The 19,932-nt window shown below is 39.3% G+C and carries 23 protein-coding genes; 11 read left to right on the top strand and 12 right to left on the bottom strand.

Annotated features, from left to right (window positions below; all coding sequences use genetic code 11):
* Positions 1-6: 6 nt before the first annotated feature.
* The 10 genes from H5090_RS06770 (at position 7) to H5090_RS06725 (ending at position 7,475) form a co-directional block, all read left to right on the top strand.
* Positions 7-339 (top strand): Na+/H+ antiporter subunit G, encoded by a 333-nt coding sequence (locus H5090_RS06770; protein WP_002958501.1) that lies wholly within the window; start codon positions 7-9, stop codon positions 337-339.
* Between the two features lie 130 nt (positions 340-469).
* The gene (locus tag H5090_RS06765; RefSeq protein ID WP_024595964.1) at positions 470-967 is read left to right on the top strand and encodes a DUF2059 domain-containing protein; all 498 of its coding nucleotides are present in this window, start codon (positions 470-472) and stop codon (positions 965-967) included.
* A 508-nt stretch (positions 968-1,475) separates the two neighbouring features.
* On the top strand, positions 1,476-1,919 hold the full coding sequence (locus H5090_RS06760; RefSeq protein WP_182695331.1) for a MerR family transcriptional regulator: 444 nt from the start codon (positions 1,476-1,478) through the stop codon (positions 1,917-1,919).
* Positions 1,909-4,155 (top strand): heavy metal translocating P-type ATPase, encoded by a 2,247-nt coding sequence (locus H5090_RS06755; RefSeq protein ID WP_182695330.1) that lies wholly within the window; start codon positions 1,909-1,911, stop codon positions 4,153-4,155. Before H5090_RS06760 ends, H5090_RS06755 begins: the two co-directional genes overlap by 11 nt.
* A 20-nt stretch (positions 4,156-4,175) precedes the next feature.
* Positions 4,176-4,529 (top strand): cupredoxin domain-containing protein, encoded by a 354-nt coding sequence (locus tag H5090_RS06750; protein WP_008134637.1) that lies wholly within the window; start codon positions 4,176-4,178, stop codon positions 4,527-4,529.
* Positions 4,530-4,609: 80 nt separating this feature from the next.
* Entirely contained in the window at positions 4,610-4,825 is a 216-nt protein-coding gene (locus H5090_RS06745) for a TIGR02450 family Trp-rich protein (protein WP_002958506.1), read from the top strand.
* Positions 4,826-5,422: 597 nt separating this feature from the next.
* On the top strand, positions 5,423-5,635 hold the full coding sequence (locus tag H5090_RS06740; RefSeq protein WP_007585535.1) for a calmodulin: 213 nt from the start codon (positions 5,423-5,425) through the stop codon (positions 5,633-5,635).
* A 169-nt stretch (positions 5,636-5,804) separates the two neighbouring features.
* Positions 5,805-6,011, top strand: a complete 207-nt coding sequence (locus tag H5090_RS06735; protein WP_007585537.1) for a hypothetical protein — start codon at positions 5,805-5,807, stop codon at positions 6,009-6,011.
* Positions 6,012-6,091: 80 nt separating this feature from the next.
* Entirely contained in the window at positions 6,092-6,307 is a 216-nt protein-coding gene (locus tag H5090_RS06730; protein ID WP_024597051.1) for an EF-hand domain-containing protein, read from the top strand.
* A 220-nt stretch (positions 6,308-6,527) separates the two neighbouring features.
* Positions 6,528-7,475, top strand: a complete 948-nt coding sequence (locus H5090_RS06725) for a PDC sensor domain-containing protein (RefSeq protein WP_182695329.1) — start codon at positions 6,528-6,530, stop codon at positions 7,473-7,475.
* Positions 7,476-7,511: 36 nt separating this feature from the next.
* Here H5090_RS06725 and H5090_RS06720 read toward each other — a convergent pair whose 3' ends face one another.
* Both H5090_RS06720 and H5090_RS06715 read right to left on the bottom strand, forming a co-directional pair.
* Positions 7,512-9,131: a M28 family metallopeptidase gene (locus H5090_RS06720; protein WP_182695328.1), complete on the bottom strand. Its 1,620-nt coding sequence runs from the start codon at positions 9,129-9,131 to the stop codon at positions 7,512-7,514.
* A gap of 319 nt (positions 9,132-9,450) precedes the next feature.
* Positions 9,451-9,690 carry an RNA-binding protein gene (locus tag H5090_RS06715; RefSeq protein ID WP_002958513.1) on the bottom strand — a complete coding sequence of 80 codons (240 nt, stop codon included), beginning with the start codon at positions 9,688-9,690 and terminating at the stop codon, positions 9,451-9,453.
* Between the two features lie 255 nt (positions 9,691-9,945).
* On the opposite strand from H5090_RS06715, the gene H5090_RS06710 reads away from it, so the two are divergent.
* Positions 9,946-11,232, top strand: a complete 1,287-nt coding sequence (locus H5090_RS06710) for a VCBS domain-containing protein (RefSeq protein WP_182695327.1) — start codon at positions 9,946-9,948, stop codon at positions 11,230-11,232.
* 80 nt (positions 11,233-11,312) lie between these two features.
* Here H5090_RS06710 and lipA read toward each other — a convergent pair whose 3' ends face one another.
* The 10 genes from lipA to nadD all read right to left on the bottom strand — a co-directional run bounded on the left by lipA (position 11,313) and on the right by nadD (position 19,925).
* Entirely contained in the window at positions 11,313-12,278 is a 966-nt protein-coding gene (lipA, locus tag H5090_RS06705; RefSeq protein WP_002958515.1) for a lipoyl synthase, read from the bottom strand.
* Positions 12,275-12,928 carry a lipoyl(octanoyl) transferase LipB gene (gene lipB, locus H5090_RS06700; RefSeq protein WP_010554695.1) on the bottom strand — a complete coding sequence of 218 codons (654 nt, stop codon included), beginning with the start codon at positions 12,926-12,928 and terminating at the stop codon, positions 12,275-12,277. The genes lipA and lipB overlap by 4 nt, the downstream gene beginning before the upstream one ends.
* 19 nt (positions 12,929-12,947) lie before the next feature.
* Positions 12,948-13,226, bottom strand: coding sequence for a DUF493 family protein YbeD (gene ybeD, locus H5090_RS06695; RefSeq protein ID WP_002958517.1), 279 nt, complete (start codon positions 13,224-13,226; stop codon positions 12,948-12,950).
* 174 nt (positions 13,227-13,400) lie between these two features.
* Complete coding sequence (locus H5090_RS06690; protein ID WP_002958518.1) at positions 13,401-14,564, bottom strand: serine hydrolase; 1,164 nt, start codon at positions 14,562-14,564, stop codon at positions 13,401-13,403.
* 99 nt (positions 14,565-14,663) lie between these two features.
* On the bottom strand, positions 14,664-15,428 hold the full coding sequence (locus H5090_RS06685) for a septal ring lytic transglycosylase RlpA family protein (RefSeq protein WP_182695326.1): 765 nt from the start codon (positions 15,426-15,428) through the stop codon (positions 14,664-14,666).
* Positions 15,428-16,534: a rod shape-determining protein RodA gene (gene rodA, locus H5090_RS06680; protein WP_002958520.1), complete on the bottom strand. Its 1,107-nt coding sequence runs from the start codon at positions 16,532-16,534 to the stop codon at positions 15,428-15,430. The genes H5090_RS06685 and rodA overlap by 1 nt, the downstream gene beginning before the upstream one ends.
* Entirely contained in the window at positions 16,531-18,399 is a 1,869-nt protein-coding gene (gene mrdA, locus H5090_RS06675) for a penicillin-binding protein 2 (RefSeq protein WP_182695325.1), read from the bottom strand. The genes rodA and mrdA overlap by 4 nt, the downstream gene beginning before the upstream one ends.
* Positions 18,400-18,408: 9 nt before the next feature.
* Positions 18,409-18,879: a 23S rRNA (pseudouridine(1915)-N(3))-methyltransferase RlmH gene (gene rlmH, locus H5090_RS06670; RefSeq protein WP_002958522.1), complete on the bottom strand. Its 471-nt coding sequence runs from the start codon at positions 18,877-18,879 to the stop codon at positions 18,409-18,411.
* 37 nt (positions 18,880-18,916) lie between these two features.
* The gene (gene rsfS / locus H5090_RS06665) at positions 18,917-19,234 is read right to left on the bottom strand and encodes a ribosome silencing factor (RefSeq protein WP_002958523.1); all 318 of its coding nucleotides are present in this window, start codon (positions 19,232-19,234) and stop codon (positions 18,917-18,919) included.
* 55 nt (positions 19,235-19,289) lie between these two features.
* On the bottom strand, positions 19,290-19,925 hold the full coding sequence (gene nadD, locus H5090_RS06660; RefSeq protein ID WP_024594705.1) for a nicotinate-nucleotide adenylyltransferase: 636 nt from the start codon (positions 19,923-19,925) through the stop codon (positions 19,290-19,292).
* Positions 19,926-19,932: the final 7 nt, after the last annotated feature.

Raw genomic sequence — 19,932 nt, 5'->3', positions numbered from 1 at the left:
GAAAACATGATCAGCGAATGGGTTGTATCAATATTATTGTTATTTGGTGGTACGTTTATTTTAATTGGCTCAATAGGTTTAATTAAACTACCTGACTTTTTTATGCGTTTGCATGGACCAACTAAAGCAACCACGTTAGGCATGGCGAGTATGTTAATTGCGGCTATGGTTTATTTTGCAAGTTCAGAGCATGGCCTAAGTGTTAAAGAAATACTCATTACTATATTTTTACTAATTACAGCACCGATTAGTGGTTACATGCTAATAAAGTCAGCTATTCATCATAAGCTAAAAGCCAAAGAAGGCACTAAAGGCCTAGATAATGTAGAAGACGACTAACGCAAAAAGTAATTTATAAAAGGCCGAATAAATTCATTTTATTCGGCCTTTTTAATGATTGCTTGTACCCTTTACAATACAAACTATTCATGTGACTATAAATTCATTATTTATATGAAAGGATATTATTATGGGTAAGGTACTACTTTTATCATTGCTAATTTTTTCTAGTAGTTTATATGCTGAACAAAATACTAAGCAGCAAAAAATAGATGAACTCATTAGTGTAATGAATTTAGATTCAATGGTTGATTCTATGTACGGCCAGGTTGAAGGTATGATGAAAGGCATGTCAGACCAAATGGGTGTTAAGCCTTCTGAGCAAGCAATTTTTGATAAGTACTACGGCGACATGACGACGGTATTAAAAACCGAAATGAGCTGGGCTAAAATGCAGCCAATGATGGTCAATGTATACGACAAGCATTTTAGTGAGCAAGAGATTGCCGATATGTTAGCGTTTTATAAAACAGATACAGGGCAAAAAATACTCGAAAAAATGCCTGTTGTAATGCAAGAGTCTATGCAAATGTCACAAAGCTTAATGAAAGATGCTATGCCTAAAATACAAACTTTAGCGCAGCAACTAAGCGACGAATTAGAGCAAAGCCGTAGCGAATCAAACTAGGGCAGCGCATGTTTGGTATTTATGCTGCGTTATCGCCTGTTTATGGGGGGTAACCACACTATATAGGCTCTGCCTTGCCTAAAGACCAAACAGTCTGCATAAATTAAATCACCAATGATCAACACGCCCTTAGATTAATACGCGCCTTACTTAGGCGCTTCTCTGCTAAATTACATCCCCTTCAGATAATACACGGCCAATATCAGCTTAAGTTAATTATGTTTGTGTCACTATACCAATGAGCAACAATACTTAATCAATTTGAGGGATTAAGTACGGCGCTAACTGCATAAAACATTTTTTATATACGACGGCATGAATGCAGGGGCAATTAGTAATAACAACTAAATAACGAAACCTTTGCCTTGTTATCCACTCGATTTATTGTCTTAAATAGAGCACTTAATTAAGCCAATTAGTATTATTTTGTTAGTTTTAAAATAGCCATTGACCTATGTGTTGCACCTAGGTTTATTATGAAGCTATTGAAACACGACGGAGTTAAATTATGTATGTTAAACAACTCGCCAAGTTAATGGGCGTGACTGCAGATACTGTTCGTCATTACACACGCATTGGGTTACTTCATCCAATACGCAGTGAAGGAAATGGTTATCAAGAATATACAAAGCAAGACCAGCAGCGTTTAAAGTTTATTATTAGCTCTCGTCAACTTGGTTTTTCACTCAAAGATATTCAACAAATTATAGGCGAGTCTGAGCAGGGGAATTGTCCTTGTCCGTTAACGCGTAAACTCATTACTAAACGCCTAGAAGAAACCGAAGCACTATTTCAAGAAACATTAAAATTACGAAATAGAATGCATGCAGCTCTGGCGCAATGGGATACATCAGCCGATGGTGCAAATGCCAGTGACGTGTGTAGTTTAATAGAATCTTTTGTTGATCCAATAAACGATTCTGCAAATAAGGAGCAGCGTAATGACGACTAATACAAAAGACACCGCGCAAAACTTTATTATTGAAGGCGCTAATTGCGGCAGTTGTGTGGCTAAAATTGAAAAAGCCCTTAATAGCGTGCAAGGTGCGCAAAATGTAGAAATGAACTTTGCACAGCGTACAGTACGTGTAGAAGGTAAAGCCCGCGAAAGCACGCTTATTAAAGCAGTCGAAAACATTGGTTATTCAGCTAAGCCAATGAGTAACGAGTCTGATCAAGATGCACTTGATGAAAAAGCAAAATCGGATGAGGCACATTACAAAAAGCTAATGCGTAATATGATATTAGCGTTAGGGGTCGGTGCACCGTTAATGATATACGGGCTTATTTTTGATATGAGTGTGACCACCGACACACAACGAATAGCCTGGTTTTTAGTGGGTATAGTCACGCTTGTGGTTATGGCTATATCAGGTAAACAATTTTACAACGGTGCATGGCAGGCATTCAAAAACCATGCTGCCAATATGGATACATTAATAGCGCTTGGTACAGGTACTGCGTGGTTGTATTCAATGTTTGTGGTAATAGCACCAAACTTATTACCACAAGTCGCAAGACACGTATATTTTGAAGCATCATCGATGATCATCGGTTTAATTAGTTTAGGGCTCGCTTTTGAAGTAAAAGCACGTGGGCGCACCTCACAAGCAATTAAACGCTTAATTGGCCTGCAACCAAAAACTGCACGCGTTATTCGCGATGGTCAAGAGCAAGACATCGACATTAGTGATGTTGTAAAAAATGATGAAGTACGCGTACGCCCGGGTGAAAAAATCCCTGTGGATGGCGATGTTATTGAAGGCAGCAGTACGGTTGATGAGTCAATGCTTACTGGTGAGCCAATGGCTGTAAGCAAAAAAACGGGCGACAAAGTCGTTGCCGGAAGTATTAATAAAAGTGGCACTTTATTATTTAAAGCCACGCACATTGGTAGCGAAACCACACTTGCCAATATTATCAATATGGTAAAGCGTGCACAAAACTCAAAGCCATCAATAGGGCGCTTAGCTGATGTTATATCAGGAATATTTGTACCAACAGTCATGATTATTGCGGTGCTTGCAGGCCTTGTATGGTTAAACTTTGGACCTGAGCCATCAATTGCTTATGCCGTTGTTGCAGTTACCACTGTACTTATTATTGCTTGTCCTTGTGCGCTAGGACTCGCAACCCCTATGTCGGTTATGGTGGGTATTGGTAAAGCTGCAGAGTCAGGAATATTAATTCGAAATGGTGAGTCGCTGCAAACAACATCTAAAATCACCACCATGATTTTAGATAAAACAGGCACTATTACTCAAGGCACACCGCAAGTTACCGATGTAGTTACCTTTAATAACAGTGATGAAAATACAGTAATGCAACTTGTTGCAAGCCTTGAAAGTAGCTCAGAGCATCCACTAGCCCAAGCAATTACGGCACACGCTAAAAAGCAGGGCTTAGCTTTAAGTAAAGTAGCCGACTTTAATGCAATTACAGGTAAAGGTGTCACTGGCAGTGTTGACGGGCAAACATTGTTGTTTGGCAATAAAGCGCTAATGGATAAATACAACGTGGCCGTTGATGATGCAATCGAGCAAGCTCAAACACTTGCCAGTGATGCTAAAACGCCCATGTATTTTGCAAGTAATAATAAGCTCCACGCTACTATTGCAGTAGCCGATCCAATTAAAGAGGATTCAGTTGAAGCTATTAAACGCCTGCAAGATAAAGGTATCCACCTAGTTATGCTAACAGGTGACAACAAAGCCACTGCACAAGCCGTTGCTAAACAAGTTGGTATTGATGACTTTATTGCAGAAGTAATGCCCGATGACAAAGTAAACGAAGTAACAAAACGCCAAGCAAATGGTGAAATAGTGGGTATGACAGGTGACGGTATTAACGATGCTCCCGCACTTGCACAAGCCGACGTAGGATTTGCAATTGGTACAGGTACCGATGTTGCAATAGAAAGTGCAGACATTACCTTAATGCGTGGTTCGTTACATGGCCTTGCTGATGCAATTGCAGTGAGTAATGCAACTATTTCAAATATTAAACAAAACCTATTTGGTGCCTTTATTTATAACGTGGCGGGTATTCCGATTGCAGCCGGCGTGTTGTATCCATTTTTTGGCATCCTACTTAACCCTGTTGTTGCAGGTGCAGCTATGGCACTTTCATCGCTTACAGTGGTAAGTAACGCTAATCGCTTACGTTTTTTCAAACCAAATAAATCGTAATTTAAGCTAAGGAGTACATTATGTTGATGATTAATATAGGTGGTGCACTGTTAATAGCTGCAATTATTTATTGGTTTTGGCTATACAAACCAGAGCAAACACAAAGTGATGACAACAAAGAAACGATAGTCGTTGATAACGGTGTTTATAAGCCAGGACACATTAAAGTGGCAGCCAACAAAGAGGTTGTACTTACCTTTGATAGAAAAGACAGCGCGCCGTGCGCCGAAACAGTGGTATTTCCACAGCTTGATATAAGTAAAACGCTGGCAATGGGTGATGGCAATACGGTTAAACTACCTGCGCTTGAAGCCGGTGAGTATGACTTTCATTGCCAAATGCAAATGTACAAAGGCAAGCTAGTTGCAGAGTAGTCTGAACTAAGTTGGTGTTGGGGTCGTATAATTACCTTATATAAGCTGTATAAATAGATGAGTAGGAGTCGTTATACTAAATGAATAAACTAAACCCTAAAAAATTATTGAATAGTAAATGGACCGCAACACCTGCTATAAATAAAGAAAAACACTTCATTATTGTTGAGGTGGAATTTGATGAAGACGGTAATGTAATTGAATGTATTACTGAGGCTGTTATGTCAAAAAATCAATATCCAATTAGTTGGCGAGATTTAAAAGATAACCAAAAGTGGCTGCAAGGGTGGAAGTAGTTTAAATCTATATAATTTACCTCACTCCAATAGCTGGCACGCGATGTAGGTTTGCTTAATTTAAGCAAACCTACATTTTACAGCGCATTAAACTATGAGTTGAATGCTACAACTTAGCTTTAGCATTGAAACCTTCCTAGATAAATTCGCCATTTGGCAACAAAACAGTTAATTTCAAAATATCTTTCCAAAATTTTTATAATAAATTTCAAAAACAATATAACTTACTGATTGTAAATAAATTAATTATTTAATAGCCGCAAATAAATCCTATGTAATTTCCATGTTCATATTCAGTTTATTTTGAAGGCTAACCTAAACGCCCCCTTATTGGCTTTTTAGCAAAAGTGTGTCTTTTTAATTAAACTTAACCAATTGATTTATAGTGGTTTATTATTTTTAGTTAAATGGCTGTTGCTAAATAGCAACAATAACACCTCCCCAAATTAAGCTTTTCTCGCTTTATATCATTTAACTCATTGTTTTTAAATAATAAATAAAAAGTGGCACCGAAGTTGTAATACCTTGAGTGTATTAAGCAAAACGTGATGAAAGCCAAAGGCCTTAATCGCAACAACCCAATGAAGGAATACTATTATGAAAACATTTCAATCAACATTAGTACTAATGGCGCTAGCTTCTTCATCAGCGGCTTTTGCAGCAACAGATTTTGATACGCTAGACGTAGATGGTAATGGCGCAATCAGCCAAGCCGAAGCCTCAGTAGATGCTGAGCTTTTAAGCAAGTTTGAAGAACTCGATACTAACCAAGATGGTGAGCTATCTGAAGATGAGTTTTCTAAGGCCTAAAATTAAAGCCTTAAGCAGTTAATGCTCTGTGATGTTATCTAAATTCTGAGTTGCCAAAGACAACCTAAGTAGGCAAGGGAGCCTACTAAAAAGAATAACCAGGAAGTGACTAGAGAGCACTATAGAGCAAATTTATTTAGGACACCGCATACTTTTGAAGGATTAAATTATGAAAAAGCTACAATCAACATTTGTACTTATGGCTATTGTTTCTTCGTCAGTAGTATTTGCAAACACAGACTTTGAAACACGCGATGCAGACGACAACGCTTCAATTAGTCGCTCTGAAGAATCGGTGCAAGTGATAGAGCAATTTGACGAGCTGAATGTTCAAAGTAGCGGTGGTCCGACAGAAAATGATTTTTTTGAATATTAATTTATAGACACTTTACTCCTAAAGGATCTTTGAAAAGGACTTCTTACCCCTAATCAGGCTCAAAGCCTAAGGAAACGATTATGAAAACATTACACAAAACTTTAGCTCTTGTAGCCCTAGCTTCTTCTTCAGCGGCGTTTGCTGCGGTAGATTTTGATTCTTTTGATACAGATGGCGACGGCGTAATTAGCAAAACAGAAGCCCAAGTAAACTCGCAACTAGTACAGCTTTTTGATCAATTAGATACAGATGGAAATGGCGAGTTATCTAAAGAAGAGTTTTCGAAGGTTCAGTAATAAGCTCTATGTAGAACCTTACCAGTCATACTCACAAAGCAGCTAAGTAATTAATACTTAGCTGCTTTTTTGTGCATTTAATTTAATATATTACTATTTAGTCACCAAAGTAGTGCAAAGCTTGAGTTTGAATAGTGTCAAGTTACTGATTATTAAGTTATTTTATTGTTGGTTTTAAACTTGCAAATCTATTTATAACTTAGGTTAATGAGTATTTAAAATGGCGCGAATGAGTTATATCAGTAGTGTTGAGCGCTACCACGAATATGAGCATGTAATACACAGTTTACTTGAATCTATTTTAATGAGTATTGAGGACGGATTAACTAAAGAGCGTGATACCCGCTATCTGATTAAGCAGTACCCATTTTTAGAATTACAATATTGTTTAAATGCAGAAGGTTTGCAGCAGGGTAATAACGTCTGCTTTAAACGCGCATACAGCAAAAAATTAGGTGAAAGTGGTAATCAACAAGATTTAAGCGAGCGACCCTATTTTTTGAACGCTAAAGCAAGTGATAAAGTGTGCTTTACTGATCCCTATATTTCTATAGCGACTAACCATTTATGTATATCGGCGATTAAAGAGCTAAAAAAACCAATTAATAATCAACATCACTTGGTCGTTGATGTGAGCTTAACGCAGCTTATTGAGTTTGTAATGGGTGATACTGCGCGCGCTAATATGTCGCCTTACTTCAAGGCGGGTTACGGTATTATTGTGGCGTGCTTATTTTGCTTAGTATTATTTTTACTAAATATCGTTTTTAGTGATATATACGCTCTATTAACTCATGTAGATACCTCATCAGACCCACTTGAACCCTTTAGTATCATTATTTACATCACCTTGGCATTGGCAGTATTTGATTTAGGTAAAACAATACTCGAAGAAGAAATCCTGATGCATAAGGATATTTTTAGGCACTCGTCTACGCGGCGCACTATTACACGGTTTATCTCTACTGTATTGATTGCTATATCAATTGAGGCGCTGTTAACTATGTTTAAAGCGGCTTTGGGGCAATCGGAGTATTTAATGCCTGCCATAGCGATGATGCTGGCAGTGGTAGGGCTTTTAATTGCACTGGCTATTTATGTTTATTTAGGGGCAAAGGCCGAAACGCTATTAATGCGCGCTCGTTTAAAACAAAAATCCTCCAAGTAGGAGGATTTTTATATTATATAACTATTTAATAGCTATTTATTGCTTATCTTGCGCGCGTTTGGCTTTAAAGTCAGACTCGCTCGTCCACTTTGGCCAATCGCCATTATTTGCAAGCTGTGTGGCTATATCAACAATAAGATCTATATCTTGCTTAACACCACCTAACGACCAATCAGCTGAGTAGTCGTCTGCTTCTTTATGGTATTTATGCGCAATGTACTCAGGATCGGTATCACCCAGACTCATAAATAATAAACTAGGCACGCCTTGCTTAGAAAGCGAGAAATGATCTGATCTAAAAAACAAGCCATTTTGCGGGCGAGGATCCATTTTAACAACACGGCCTTGTGATTTTGCAGCCTTTGCTAAATAGCTTTCCATTGTCGATAAATCTTTACCGTATTGTAAAATGTAGTCAGTACCATCAAGCACGTTCATGCCATCAATATTTAATAGACCGACCATTTGTTTTGTAGGTACAACCGCACCCGATGCAAATTCTTCAGAACCAATTAACCCCGTTTCTTCTGCTGTAAAGTTAGCAAAAATAATTGAGCGTTTAAATGGTTTTTGCTTGTTCATTTCGCTCATTATACGTGCTATTTCAAGCGTGGCTGCAGTGCCTGAAGCGTTATCTACTGCGCCATTATAAATCTTAGGGCCAGTATCAGTTTGTTTAGTACCAAAGTGGTCCCAGTGAGCGCTAATAACAACGTATTCGTCAGGTGATTCGCTACCTGTAATTTGTGCAACTACGTTATGCGATTTGGCATGTGATACTTCGTTTTTAAAGGCAAGGTTTGCTTTTAAGTTAAGTGGCGTCGCTTTAAAGTCATTATTTAATGCTGCTTGTTTTAAATCTTGATAGTTAAGCTTTGCGGCGTTAAACATTTGCTCGGTCGCATCAAGTGTTAGCCAGCCCATAACCGGTAATTTAGACGCGTTTAAATTGTTATCCATTAACGTGTATTTAGTGCCGGTGTTTGAACTTTCAACTACGCCCCAAGGATATGCCGCAGGCGCGGTTTCATGAACAATAAATACAGCCTTTGCACCTTGGCGAGCGGCTTCTTCATATTTATAAGTCCAACGACCGTAGTAGGTCATTGCATTACCAGTAAAAAGGGCGTCGTTTTGAGTAGCAAAGCCTGGATCGTTAACTAGCACAACCACAGTTTTACCAGTTACATCGATATTTTTATAGTCATTCCAGTTATATTCTGGTGCATTAATACCATAGCCAACAAATACAACGTCAGAATTGCGTACATCAATTAATGGCTGAAGTTGCTCGGTACGTGCGGTAAAGTCTTTACCTGATTCAAAGCTTAAATCACCTACCTTTAACTGCATATCCTGATTAGCTGTCACCATTGCCATTTTTACAGGCTGTAAGTATTTACCTTTATAAGCACCGGTTAAACCCAACGCTTTATATTGCTCGCTTAAGTAGCCTACGGTTTTTACTTCACCATGAGTAAGCGGGCCTCGGCCTTCAAAGTCATCAGAGGCTAGCGTTTTAATATGCTGTTTAATATTGCTAAGGCTTACACCTGCTGTATTTTCTAATGGAGTTTGTTCGCTTGCAGGCTCTGAGCAGCCAAAGAGTGCAACTAGAAAGCTCAGGCTAGCGCTTTTTAAAAGAGTAGATGCCATAGTCTTCATATTGTTATTTAATTAGGCTTTCAATATAAAGGAAGCACCGCAGCGATGTCGAATTTTTATAGAGAACTTTTCATTCAATTGCAGATTGATTTTATAAAGTGTATAAATAACGAACAACCTAAAGGAGCACATAATGGGCCAATGTAAAAAAGTGGGTATTTATTTATAGCTAGTGGCATTGCATTTTTTGCTGCTGCAATATTAGCTGAGCAGGAGACATTTTTTGTGCTGTCTGCTTCTTTTATAATACTGGGCACTAAAAGCAAAAAACCAGCATTAGCTGGTTTTTTTGCATAGGTTGCAGTTAGCTTTATGCGTCTGCAAGTTTTACGCGGATCTTACTTTTATCAACAGTAGATTGGTTAAGTGCAGTAATTGCGCTTTTACTTTCTATGTCGTTTGGCATTTCTACAAAGGCAAAACCTTTAGATTGGCCAGTTTCTTTATCAAGTACCAAGTTACAAGTAGTCACTTTACCGTGCTCTGCAAATAAAGTACGAAGCTCATGCTCAGTGGTAGCACGAGACAAGTTACGAACTAATAGTTTCATAATGAACCTAAATAATTATGTCAGTATTAATTATCTCAAGTAACTCAGGTTTAACCTAATTTTATTTTAAAACAAATATAAATAAACACTCTGTAGAAATAATTTTTTGTATCACTATGAAAATAATAGATTTTATAATTAAATTTAAAATATCAGTAAATTGGTAATGTTAATTGGTAATTGAGTTGTGGTTATTTGTACAATAAATTGGTAAATTAATATTTAATTAACTTACTATTAACCACAGAACTACTCATGTCTAAATATACCCTTAAACCCTGTAATACAGTTACAGCTATACTTCTATCTTGTTTAGTTACTGGTTGTGGCAGCTCAGGCTCTGATCCTACGGTGCAAAATAATGAAGCGATTTCTTCACAAACTCCTGCAACAATTGGTGGTAACACTCTAGGTGAAGTTATTAGCGATAGTAATGATGCAATAACAGGCTCGTTAACTATTACGGATCAACAATCAGGTGAAGCTGCTTTTGTAGCACAAGAAAATAGCGCTACAAGCTATGGTTTTTTTAGCTTAAATGCTGGTGGAGATTGGTCATACACACTTGACGATTTAAACGCTTCAATAACATCTTTAAGTGAAGGTGAAACACTACAAGATACAATAACAGTAAACTCTGTAGATGGTACCAGCGCACAAATTATCATAACAATTGTAGGTGCACCAATAGCTCAAGCTGATGGCTTTGAGAAAATATCACACGTTTTATTGCGATCAGATGGCGTTAATTCGGGGCTTGACGCATACACGCTTATTGAAAATGCCTTCGGCGAAGGGTCAATTGAATCTCCAGACTTATATGCTGGCAATCATCAAAGTGTTGTCCATATTATTGAAGATACCGATACGATAATTGGTAACCATTTTGTCTTTTTAGCTCACCGAGATGATGACCAAGATAAAGACAAAGGCGTAAGTGATAGACAACGTAACGAAATAAAAACCTACGATAAATCACCACAAGAAACACTGGCGTTTGAGGGTGAGACATTTCAATATAGCTGGAAATTTAAAGTAAGCAGCGAGCTTGAGCTTACGAGTAAGTTTAGCCATTTTTTTCAAATAAAAGCTCGAAATGACAGCAACGATAATACTAATGGCAACGACGACCAGCCTGTTATTACGCTCTCTGGAGCACAAAAAAACAGTACAGGTAATCAGCTGCAAGTGCGATATAGTGCAGGCTTTGATGAAAACGGTAACAGCACAGGGCTTGATAAAAACCTCATTGAAACCGACTGGTCACTCATTACAGATGAATGGGTCAAGGTATTTGTACAAGCTACATTTAGTGAAAACGGTAAGTTTGATATGACGTTAACGCGCTTAAGCGATAATGCAGAGATATTTAATATAAGCGAGCAAAACATAGATATGTGGCGCGGCTTTAGTGATGCTGATTTTGCTCGCCCTAAGTGGGGAATTTACCGCTCAATTGTTGAAACCGACAGCCTTCGAGTTGATGAAGAACGTATTAGGTTTGCTGATTTTTCTATTACAAAAGGTAAGATAGCGCAGTAAGCTATTTTATCAATTAGCATGAAAAAGCCGTTAATAATTATGCATCATTAACGGCTTTTTTAATTTTTTGATAAAAGTGATTATTTCACTTCTTTACCCGCTGCTTGTTGATCAGCATGGTAGCTTGAACGTACAAACGGGCCAGAAGCCGCGTGAGTAAAGCCAATTTCATCTGCATACGCTTTTAAGCCATCAAATTCTACTGGTGGCACGTAGCGTTTAACCGGTAAGTGATGCTTAGAAGGCTGTAAGTATTGGCCTACAGTAAGCATGTCTACGTTGTGCGCACGCAAATCACGAAGTACTTCTTCTATTTCGCTAATTTCTTCACCTAAACCTACCATTAAGCCTGATTTAGTTTTTACTTCTGGGTGAGCTTCTTTAAAGCGACGAAGTAATTCTAATGACCATTTGTAGTCAGCACCTGGGCGCGCTAGTTTGTATAAACGTGGCGCAGTTTCTAAGTTGTGATTAAACACATCTGGTGGCGTCTCGATTAAAATCTCTAGTGCGCGGTCCATACGGCCACGAAAATCAGGTACTAATATTTCAATAGTGATAGTGGGATTATGTTTACGAATCTCGCGAATACAATCAGCAAAGTGCTGTGCACCACCATCACGTAAATCATCACGGTCAACTGAAGTGATTACAACGTAGCTTAGCTTCATATCTTTAATAGTAAGTGCTAGCTTTTCAGGTTCAGTGGCATCAGGTTTTAATGGGCGACCATGAGCAACATCACAAAATGGGCAACGACGAGTACAAATAGCACCTAAAATCATAAAGGTAGCTGTACCGTGGTTAAAACATTCAGATAGGTTAGGGCACGAAGCTTCTTCACATACCGAGTGTAAGCCATGCTTACGTAGCGCTTTTTTAATACCGTCAATACGATCGGTTGATTTAGGTAAGCGAATTTTTAACCATTCTGGCTTACGCAACATTTCAGTTTTTTCTGTAGGTAAAACTTTTACTGGGATCAACGCCATTTTTTCTGCGTCGCGTAGTTTTACACCTGGTTCCATTTTGACTGGTTTATTCATTCGTTTTCAAACCCTTCAGTATGCTTAACCTGTGTTGCATTAAGCTTCTTGATCATGTGTTTCACCAATCCTTCACCCGCACTTTCTAGGTTTTGAGGACCATCTAATTCTTTAGTTTGCACCATATTCATGCCCGCATAACCACATGGGTTAATGCGTAAAAATGGACTTAGGTCCATGTTAACATTTAATGCTAAGCCATGAAACGAGCAACCACGACGAACCCTTAAACCAAGGGATGCAATTTTACTGTCATTAACGTATACACCTGGTGCATCAGCTTTAGCATAAGCTTCAATACCATACTCGGCGAGTGATTCAATAATGCACTCTTCAAGCCAAGTAACCAGTTCACGTACACCAATCTTTAAACGACGTAGATTAAATAATACATACATCATTTGCTGGCCTGGGCCGTGGTAAGTTACTTGCCCGCCACGGTCAACTTTAATCACCTCAATGTCGCCAGGAGCTAGTAAGTGTTCGTCCTTACCAGCCTGACCTTGGGTGAATACACTCTCGTGCTCTACAAGCCAAATTTCATCTGGCGTATTTTCATCACGGGTGTCGGTAAAGTCCTGCATTTTTTGCCAAATTGGCATATAACGCTGACGACCCAGTTGGCGTACGATCAAAGTGTTTTCGTTCACAACAAATCTCAACTATGGATTAAAGCATGTGGCGTACGTCATCAATATTGCTGATCACGTTGTAAATTTCTTCAATGTGTTTGCCACTAGTAACTGTTGCTACAAGGCTTACTGACTCGTAATTACCTTTGCTGCTTGGTTTTACTTTAGGGGCGTAATCGCCAGGTGCTATTGGTTGTAACTTAGCTAAAATTTGATCAGTTAAGTTTACGTTAGCTAAACCCATTATTCTGAATGTAAATGGGCAAGGGTACTCTAGGTACTCATCAAATTTAGTATCTTTAACAGGTTGAACCACGACGGTGACTCCTCATACAAAAGTGTGGACTCTATGCAAGCTTGAAGCTTAATACAGATAGGCAATTAGCAGTCTTGCTTATATGGGGCGCATTCTAACATTTTTCAAGCAAAAAAAAACGCCTCACAGTGGAGACGTTTAAATTAGTTACCTAGTTAATAGGGGAGATATAAATTACTGCATGATCTGTAAGCGTAAGTAATCATAAATTTTGCTAAAGAAGCTGCCTTCTTCCACTTCTTCAAGTGTAACTAGTGGGTATTGAGCAATATCTTCGCCCTCTAGTTGTAAGAATAACGTACCTACTTTAGTACCTTTAGCAAGTGGTGCTTCAAGCGTATTATCTAGCTCAAAGTTAGCTTTAAGGTTTTTATGCTGACCACGTGGGATAGTAATTGGTGTATCTTCTAAAATACCTAAAGATACGTTCTCTTTGTTACCCATCCAAATACGTTGTTCTGCAAAGCTATCGCCTGCTTTGTACGGAGTAATTGTTTCATAAAAACGAAAACCATAGTTAAGTAGCTTTTTACTTTCTACTTTACGAGCTCGTTCGCTTGAGGTACCCATAACAACAGCAATTAAACGCATATCGTTTTTAGTTGCTGAGGTAACTAGGCTGTAACCAGCTTCTGATGTATGCCCTGTTTTAATGCCGTCAACATCTAAGCTTTCATCCCATAATAATGAGTTACGGTTATATTGCTTAATGCCGTTATAAGTAAATGACTTTTGCTTATAAAGTGCATATTCATCTGGCACATCACGAATAAGAGCAGCACCAAGTGTCGCCATATCGCGTGGAGTTGTGAAGTGCTCGTCAGTATCAAGGCCGTGGCTGTTGATAAAGTGACTGTTGCTCATACCTAATTTAGCAGCATGGGCATTCATTAAATCAGCAAATGCGCTTTCGCTTCCAGCAATATGCTCAGCCATTGCTACACATGCATCATTACCTGATTGAATAATAATACCGTGGTTAAGCTCATCAACACTAATTTGTTTACCTACTTCAATAAACATCTTTGAAGATTCTGGAAAGTTTTTAGCCCATGCTTTTTCGCTTACCGTTACCATATCGGTAGTGGCAATATTACCTGCTTTAATTTCAGTACCAATTACATAACTGGTCATCATTTTAGTTAAACTTGCAGGTGCTAGCTGTGTATCGGCTTCACCTTCAGCAATAACTTTACCAGTTGTAAAGTCGACTAAAAAATAACCTTTCGCATTAACTTGAGGTGGTGCCGGAATAATTTGGGCGCTGGCTGAGAATACGGCGGCTGTACAAACTAGGCCGCATACACCTTTGAGGATTTTATGTTTAATAGATTTCATCATACTCATTAATGGTTAAAGTTAAAGATTCGCGTTACGCCATTTTATACCCAAACTACCCCGAGATGCGAGCATCTTGGGCTGGTTTGGGTATTAGTCTTACTGAGTGTAAAGCAAGAACGCGTTTTGAAATTGATTTTGTTTTAATTTTTTTAATACTTCGTCTGCATGAGGGGTGTCTTTTATTGGCCCTAAATGCAATCTGTAAATATCGTCTTTTTGCACAATATTTGTTGGTAATTTGTATTGCTCTCGCAATGTGCTGGCAAGTGCTTCAATATTAGCAAGTGTACTACCTGCAGCTACCTGAATATAGGTTTGACGCGCAGTTGCGCCCGCAAGCGTAACGGCCTCTAGCTTAACCTTTGCTGTACCATGGGTGTAGTAGCCAAGCTTATAAGCGGCTGCGTACGAAAGATCAATTATTCTATCGTCATGAAATGGGCCACGGTCGTTCACGCGTACGATTACCGATTTACCATTTGCTGTATTGGTTACTTTAACAAAGCTAGGTAGTGGCAGCGTTTTATGCGCTGCGGTCATGGCAAACATATCATACGTTTCACCATTTGAGGTGTGATAACCATGAAATTTACGACCATACCAAGAGGCAATGCCTTCCTCACTATAACCCGTCTCATCAAGCATGGGCGAATAGCTTTTACCAAGCACTGTGTATGGGCGGCTAGCGCTAGCACTTTTAGTGGTTTCGGTAACTATAGCGTCTTGCATCTCAAGTGTAGTTGGAGCTCTTAATGGCGCTGCATCATGACGCATACTATAACGGCTACTTGGCCCACTACTACAAGCACTTAAAAGTAAAATTAATAATGTAGTAAATATAAACTGATTCGTGTGTCGCATTATTTTAAAAGCATCCTTTTATCTGTCGCGATTGACATAATAATGCCAAATCCTGCCATTAACGTCACCATCGATGTACCACCATAACTAATCAGTGGTAAAGGTACGCCTACAACAGGTAATAAACCCGATACCATGCCTATGTTTACGAATACATATACAAAAAAGGTGAGTGTGAGTGCGCCTGCGAGCAATTTACCAAATGCATCTTGTGCATTAACAGCAATGTATAAACCACGACCAATAATAAATAAGTACAGGCTAAGTAAAACACATACGCCGAATAAGCCAAATTCTTCGCTTAAAACCGAAAATATAAAGTCGGTGTGGCGCTCTGGCAAAAACTCTAATTGCGATTGTGTACCAAGCAACCAGCCTTTACCTTCTATGCCGCCTGATCCAATAGCAATTTTCGATTGAATAATATGATAACCCGAACCAAGCGGATCGCTCTCAGGATCTAAAAAGGTGAGTACACGTTGTTTTTGATAATCGTGCATACCGTAGTGCCAAAATGGCCATGCAGCAAGCGCTACAATCGAGCTTAAAAACCCTATTAAACGCCAACTCAACCCAGACAAAAATAATACAAATATACCTGAGCTTGCAATAAGTATAGCGGTACCTAAATCGGGTTGTTCTTTAATTAATAATGTAGGGAGCATTACAATCATAAAACCAATAATTAAATGTAGCGGGCGAGGTGGTAAGTGATTTCTACCTATATACCAAGCTACCATCATCGGGACTGCCAACTTCATTAATTCTGCAGGTTGAAACCGTGTCACCCCTAAATTGAGCCAACGCTGCGCGCCTTTTGAGCTTACTCCAAATAAAAGTACACCGACTAGCATTAATAACCCAACACAATAAAGTGGGATCACTAACCGCTTTAACGTGGCAGGCGAAAACTGGGCTAAAACAATCATAGCAACAATCGCACCGCCCATGCGGGTCATATGCCTAATCATCATAGAAGACTCTTGCCCGCTTGCGCTGTAAACAACCATTATGCTGCCAGCCATCATTATAAGTAGTGCAATAAGCAGCGGTAGGTCGAGGTGCATACGCATCCAAATAGAGCGTTTATCGTGCAAAGCGGTCATGGTGTCTCGTTCCTTGCAAGATTAACAGGGTTGGCTGCAAAGTAGTAATCCATAAGTTGGCGAGCTATTTGAATGCCGCCGTGGTTGTTTTCTAATACAACAGAAACCACAATTTTAGGATCGCTATAAGGTGCAAAGCCTACATAAATTGTATTATCGCGTTGGCGTTCTTTAAGAGATTCTGCATCGTAACGCTCACCTTGGGCAATACTAACTACTTGCGCGGTACCGGTTTTACCAGCCGAGTCGTAGTTAGTCCCTTTAAATGCTTTGTGGGCTGTGCCTGATATTTTTTGTACTGTATTATGCATTGCATCTAACGATACCTGCCAATGGCGCGGATCTTTTAAAATAACAGGGGGTTTTTCTTCGTTGTTAATTTGCGTTATGTCGTTATCTTTTTTTATTACTTGCACCAAATGAGGTGGATGATTAATACCACGATTAACTAATATGTTAGTTGCATTTGCAATTTGAATAGGTGTGGCAGTCCAGTAACCTTGGCCAATGCCTACCGAAATAGTATCACCGCGCCACCAAGACTCTTTAAAGCGTCCTTCTTTCCATTCTTTTGAAGGTAGAATAGCAGTAGTTTCTTCGTGAATATCAATACCTGACAAATCGCCGTAGCCAAAACGGGCCATAAAATCGCTTATTTTAGTAATGCCTAATCGATAAGCCGCATCGTAAAAATAGGTATCACACGACTCTTCAATCGCTTTATATACATCTACATGACCATGGCCCCAACGTTTCCAATCTCGCCATTTATGTTCAACATTTGGAATTTGAAAAAAGCCAGGATCCCACATTGATGTTGACTCATTTACTATATTTTCTTCAAGCGCTAATACTGCCATTAAAGGCTTTACAGTAGAGGCCGGCGCATAACGACCTTGCGTAGTACGGTTTATTAATGGTCGGTCTTGGTTAAGCAGCGCTTTATAATTTTTGCTGCTAATGCCGTGTACAAATAAGTTTGGATCGTAACTTGGGTTTGAATAAAGTGCCAGCACGCCGCCATCTTTGGCGTCCATAACTACAACAGCGCCACGCATATCTTTAAGCGCATGTTGTGCTATTTGTTGCAAGCCCACGTCTAAAGTAAGTACTAGGTCGCTACCAGGTTGCGGTTGGGTCATGCTCAGGGTGCGTATTACACGGCCACGGTTATTAACTTCTACCCGTTGTGAGCCTACTTTACCGTGCAGTGTTTCTTCGTAATATTTTTCTATGCCGAGTTTGCCAATATCATGTGTGGCGCGGTAATTGGTTGCACGGTCTTCTTGTTCTAATTGGTTTAGCTCTTTTCTATTAAGCTTGGCAACATAACCGAGCGCATGCGTTAGTGTGTCACCAAATGGGTAGTAGCGTGCAAGGCGTGCCTCAATGCTAAAACCAGGGAATTTATGTTGATTAACCGAAAACTTCGCCACTTCTGTTTCGTCTAAGCGGGCTTTTAATACTTGTGATTTAAAACGACGGGTGTGTCTTATATCTTTTAAAAAGTCTTGTTTGTCTTGCTCTGTAATCGCAATTATTTTACTTATTTGATCAAGCGATTCGTCAAGGTCGTCTACCTCTTCGGGGATGACCTCAAGGTTGTAAACAGGTTTGTTTTCAGCAAGTAGCACACCGTTACGGTCGTAAATTAAACCACGGTTGGGTGCAATAGGAATAACTTTAATACGATTATCGTTGGAGCGGGTTTGGTAGTCTTGGTGATCTTCGACCTGAATAGTATAAAGATTAGAAAGCAATACTGCGACTAATCCTAATACAAAAACAAAACCCACGAATGATCGCCTAGCAAATAAGTTTGCTTCTGCGGAGTGGTCACGAATAGTGGGTCTATGTTTTAGCATGGCAAGGGGTTACTCGCGATGATAAGGATGGTTGTTATTTAAGCTCCAGCCTCGGTAAAGGCTCTCTGCAACAATTATACGCACCAAAGGATGCGGCAATGTTAAATTAGATAACGACCATTTTTGCTCAGACGCTGCAATACACTCTGGAGCAAGTCCTTCAGGTCCGCCAATAAGTAAACTTACATCGCGGCCATCGAGTTGCCATTTTTCCATATTTTTAGCAAGTTGGTGAGTATCCAGTGCTTTCCCTGTTACCTCTAACGTTACAATACGATTGCCTTTTGGAATAGCCGCTAATGTTTTTTCACCTTCAATGTGTAAAATACGCTTTATATCTGCATTTTTACCACGTTTACCGGCTGGAATTTCGATTAACTCTAGCGCCATATCCTTAGGGAAACGGCGCTGATATTCTGCAAATCCCGTTTCTACCCATGCTGGCATTTTAGTACCAACAGCAATCATTTGTATTTTCACGTATTACTTCCAAGCATTGTCTAAAATGAGTGAGCGTTTAGCCCCACAGTTTTTCTAGATCGTAATAGCTACGTGCTTCGTTTTGCATCACGTGTACAACCACATCACCTAAATCAACCAGTGCCCATTCGCCGTCGCCTTCACCTTCATAACCTAGTGGCTCTGAATCTGCATGACGCGCTTCTTTTGCTAAGTGATCGGCAATTGACTGTACGTGGCGTTTAGAAGTACCAGAACAAATTACCATGTAATCTGTAATATCTGATGTTTCAGTTACGTCAATATGAACGATGTCACGCGCTTTCATATCGTCAATTTTGTCCATAGCAAAGGCGAGTAGTTGTTTTGAATCCAAGGTTTTGTCTCAATTTAAAAATTTAATGGCGCGCATTTTAACACGCTAGGAGTTTTTAAGCATCAATTTGATAGAGCTGATGCACTTCTATGTAATGACTCACTGCATCGGGCAATAGTTCATTCTTTTTATTACTTTTTTTTAGCTGCTTGCGAATTGTACTTGAGGCTGCATCGAGCATTTCGCCCGGTAAAAAATAAAGTTTACCTGCAAGTGAGTGTTTAAGTGCCGCTACTTCGCCAGCATTTGCGTGTTGCATATAGCTTTTGAGCTCACCTTTTACAGTGCAATGTTGAGCTGGGCGCTGGTACACCACAATATGGCAAAGCTGTGTTATTGCCTTCCACTCAAACCACTTATCGAGATTGTTAAACGAGTCCATACCAATTAAAAATAAAATAGGTGTAGTGGGGTGCTCTTTACGAAGTTCTTGCAAACTAAGTAGCGAATACGATGGACCAGCTCGGTTAAGCTCTCTTAAATCGAGTTCAAAATGAGGATAAGGTGCAATAGCTGCGTTTAGCATATTAATACGGTGCTGCGTACTAATTCCCGGAGCTGCTTTATGTGCAGGGAGTGCACAGGGCATAAAATAAAGCGTATCTAAATTAAACGCATTAACGCATTGCTGCGCCATATTTAGATGGCCTAAATGGACGGGGTCGAAAGTGCCACCAAAAATTGCGATCATTTAACAC

Origin of the sequence: Pseudoalteromonas sp. SR43-5, assembly GCF_014163835.1 — a bacterium.
GTDB classification, from domain to species: Bacteria; Pseudomonadota; Gammaproteobacteria; order Enterobacterales; family Alteromonadaceae; genus Pseudoalteromonas; species Pseudoalteromonas distincta.
This window is presented reverse-complemented; position numbering and strand designations above follow the sequence as displayed.

What these genes read in the sequence shown, in the direction of transcription:
- H5090_RS06710 (WP_182695327.1), top strand. Translation starts at nt 9,946, where the DNA reads ATGTCTAAATATACCCTTAAACCCTGTAATACAGTTACAGCTATACTT.
- H5090_RS06720 (WP_182695328.1), bottom strand. Translation starts at nt 9,131, where the DNA reads ATGGCATCTACTCTTTTAAAAAGCGCTAGCCTGAGCTTTCTAGTTGCA.
- mrdA (WP_182695325.1), bottom strand. Translation starts at nt 18,399, where the DNA reads ATGCTAAAACATAGACCCACTATTCGTGACCACTCCGCAGAAGCAAAC.
- H5090_RS06725 (WP_182695329.1), top strand. Translation starts at nt 6,528, where the DNA reads ATGGCGCGAATGAGTTATATCAGTAGTGTTGAGCGCTACCACGAATAT.
- H5090_RS06690 (WP_002958518.1), bottom strand. Translation starts at nt 14,564, where the DNA reads ATGAAATCTATTAAACATAAAATCCTCAAAGGTGTATGCGGCCTAGTT.
- H5090_RS06685 (WP_182695326.1), bottom strand. Translation starts at nt 15,428, where the DNA reads ATGCGACACACGAATCAGTTTATATTTACTACATTATTAATTTTACTT.
- H5090_RS06755 (WP_182695330.1), top strand. Translation starts at nt 1,909, where the DNA reads ATGACGACTAATACAAAAGACACCGCGCAAAACTTTATTATTGAAGGC.
- H5090_RS06760 (WP_182695331.1), top strand. Translation starts at nt 1,476, where the DNA reads ATGTATGTTAAACAACTCGCCAAGTTAATGGGCGTGACTGCAGATACT.
- H5090_RS06770 (WP_002958501.1), top strand. Translation starts at nt 7, where the DNA reads ATGATCAGCGAATGGGTTGTATCAATATTATTGTTATTTGGTGGTACG.
- H5090_RS06750 (WP_008134637.1), top strand. Translation starts at nt 4,176, where the DNA reads ATGTTGATGATTAATATAGGTGGTGCACTGTTAATAGCTGCAATTATT.
- nadD (WP_024594705.1), bottom strand. Translation starts at nt 19,925, where the DNA reads ATGATCGCAATTTTTGGTGGCACTTTCGACCCCGTCCATTTAGGCCAT.
- lipA (WP_002958515.1), bottom strand. Translation starts at nt 12,278, where the DNA reads ATGAATAAACCAGTCAAAATGGAACCAGGTGTAAAACTACGCGACGCA.
- H5090_RS06730 (WP_024597051.1), top strand. Translation starts at nt 6,092, where the DNA reads ATGAAAACATTACACAAAACTTTAGCTCTTGTAGCCCTAGCTTCTTCT.
- H5090_RS06715 (WP_002958513.1), bottom strand. Translation starts at nt 9,690, where the DNA reads ATGAAACTATTAGTTCGTAACTTGTCTCGTGCTACCACTGAGCATGAG.
- H5090_RS06735 (WP_007585537.1), top strand. Translation starts at nt 5,805, where the DNA reads ATGAAAAAGCTACAATCAACATTTGTACTTATGGCTATTGTTTCTTCG.
- H5090_RS06740 (WP_007585535.1), top strand. Translation starts at nt 5,423, where the DNA reads ATGAAAACATTTCAATCAACATTAGTACTAATGGCGCTAGCTTCTTCA.
- H5090_RS06745 (WP_002958506.1), top strand. Translation starts at nt 4,610, where the DNA reads ATGAATAAACTAAACCCTAAAAAATTATTGAATAGTAAATGGACCGCA.
- rodA (WP_002958520.1), bottom strand. Translation starts at nt 16,534, where the DNA reads ATGACCGCTTTGCACGATAAACGCTCTATTTGGATGCGTATGCACCTC.
- H5090_RS06765 (WP_024595964.1), top strand. Translation starts at nt 470, where the DNA reads ATGGGTAAGGTACTACTTTTATCATTGCTAATTTTTTCTAGTAGTTTA.